Origin of the sequence: Bradyrhizobium sp. 197 (assembly GCF_023073375.1) — a bacterium.
Taxonomy (GTDB): domain Bacteria; phylum Pseudomonadota; class Alphaproteobacteria; order Rhizobiales; family Xanthobacteraceae; genus Bradyrhizobium.
On record NZ_JADPJJ010000003.1, the window covers coordinates 1 to 2,408 of the forward strand.

At 55.7% G+C, this 2,408-nt stretch carries 2 protein-coding genes; both read right to left on the reverse strand.

All coding sequences use genetic code 11. The features are described 5' to 3' along the window. Nucleotides 1–703: 703 nt before the first annotated feature. Nucleotides 704–853, reverse strand: a complete 150-nt coding sequence (locus IVB27_RS00850) for a hypothetical protein (RefSeq protein WP_247440645.1) — start codon at nucleotides 851–853, stop codon at nucleotides 704–706. 192 nt (nucleotides 854–1,045) lie between these two features. Beyond that, nucleotides 1,046–1,417 (reverse strand): hypothetical protein, encoded by a 372-nt coding sequence (locus tag IVB27_RS00855; protein WP_247440647.1) that lies wholly within the window; start codon nucleotides 1,415–1,417, stop codon nucleotides 1,046–1,048. Nucleotides 1,418–2,408: the final 991 nt, after the last annotated feature.

A 2,408-nucleotide genomic window follows, 5' to 3' on the forward strand; every position in this document is an offset into this window, starting at 1 on the left:
GTTCGCCAAGGGTCTTCGCAAAGCAGGCCTTCCGGAATGACGTTGCTGCCTCGACTGCGAACGAAACGGCCCCGATAGGCGCACGTCCGAAACGGGTCACAAGCCGCCGAACTGGCGCCCGGCTGCAAACTTCCGGTCTGCCCTCTTGAGCGGACATGCACCGACGCCGCGTCAATGGAAGCGATGGGCCAACAGCGGTCATCATCGTTCGCAAGAGTTCTTGTAGCGCTTTATGCCCGGACGAGAGTCCACAATGGCTATCCGAGCCTGATCACCAACTTTCCCCCAGAACACCACGCAAGGCCCGAGATCAATTTCGACCACGCTGGACAACTTGTTTGCTTCCGACTGGTCAAGTTCCATCTTCAAGATTAAGCCCGGCGCTGGACAGTCGCGAAATACGCGGGTGATCCGTCCCGAGACAAGCTTCGCTCCAACACCTGGCTTTTCGCACGATGAGAACGGGTATTCTGCACGACACCGAGGGGTACAATCCGAGCCTTGCGCTTGCGCTGAAGCTGCGCACACCTCAATGCCGACGGCGAGCGCGAACAACCTAGCGATCCATACTCTAATCATGTCTTCTCAAAGCCGATAAGGATACCGTCGACTTATGATTGCGTGCGCCCCGCGCGTCAGTCATGGGCCACAACCAGACCAACATGATGCTATCCGACATGACATAGGTTCAAGCGCTCTTCGGCTAGGCGACCAAATAGAAGGTGGTCGCCAGCGCTGCGGCGAGGACCGTCAAGCGAGTGGCCGCTTTCATCAGTTTCGTCATGGGCGACCTTTCGATGATGAAGTTTAGCCCGCTAACGACCAAAACCATGAACGCCACAAGCAACCACATAACGCTCATCCTCTGATTGAGCACATCGCATCTATATCAGAGCGAAGTGTCCTAATTTTTCGTTGCACCGGCCTAGCCGCGACAGCCCCCAACATGGGTCTGCTCAGGGCCAAATCCGGACATCAACAGTGCGATGCCAAAGACATAGCAGCTTGTCGATCGTCATAATGCAGTGCGTCTTTGCCGTGTATCTTAGCCAGTGATCTGACGCACGGGGCCGTGCTGCTCATGCGTCGAACCATTCAGCCAAAGCCCGTAGCCGACGGCTGTATGAAATACAGCGTATGTGAGCGCATTTTCGATGATGACGGAAGCGGGGCCGCCGTGGGTGATAAAAGCCTTCTCGGCAAACCAAATAGCATAATACGCAAAATATGCGCCAGCGAACCCGCGCCAAAAAGTCCCGGGAAGGAAATCAATTTTGAACGCCATTAGCACAAGACCGCAGGCCGAAAGCACCTCAATTGCAAGGTCGACAACCTGCGTCGCGCCGAAAGTCCCTGCATCGGCGATGCCATAACACGCGAGCACGACAGCGAATAATGCAAAAAGCTTCCAACCCACGCAAACCTCCGTAATCCTAGCCGCGACCTTAGGTAGAGGCTATTGGTAAAGCTCTCGCTGCCAAGCTTGGTTTAGCTAAGGTTATGACGATAGCCCAAACCTTAGGGAACGGAACTCGATCCCTGCAAATCAGGCCGGCGTGTCGCTCAAGTCGGCAATGGGTCAAAATGCGAAGAACTCAACCTGAGCAAATCTTGTCTGCCATGCCTCGCTAAGCGGACCTCAGTGAGGTGCGCCGCCACTTCCGCGGTGGGCCACAAGCCGACATCCCGGTGCCGCGGCTGACAGATAGCTCGCGTTCGCCGTTTATGTCCGCTACCTGGCGCAGCTGACCGACGACGGGCGGAAGTCCTCTGCGATCCAGTGGCGTCGCCGCGATCCGGAGCGCACGCGATATACGGGCGTCCAAGCGGCCTGCTTATCGGTTCCGCATAAGTCACCTTGCCGCGCGGTCAAAAAGCGCGCGACGATGGGTAGCATTGTTTTTCTGGTCGTAAAGTTTCGTCTTTTTAGAGAGTGGATTTTATCGATCGTGGGTGCGCTCTCGCGAGAGGCAAGCATATGATTGAGCTTTGGGACAAATGGTCCGGGACCCTGGCATCCGTCGAGACGCTTGCAGCCGTCGTTAGTATTGCCGTGGTGGCGGCCGGCGCTATTACGCTGATCGAGACTCGGCGGCATAGGACAAAACATTGATCGGGGAGACGTCGGAAAACGGTGCATCTAGGCCCGAGTAGTTCAGTAATTTGCGGCGCTGGAAGACACTCCTATGCAGGAGGACAAAATGATCGCTTCTCATGCAAGTTGGACAAACAGGAATGCACTGCAATCAAGTCAGGCCACTGTGATTTCCAAACTAGGGTCTGTTGGGATTCATCTGGAGTTTATCGCGGCCGCGGCCAGATAGATCATTGAAGTGAAGCTCTGGTCGGTCTTGTCGGCGCGCATTGCGATGCGCTTGAATTCCTTGAGCTTGCCGAAGAAGTTCTCG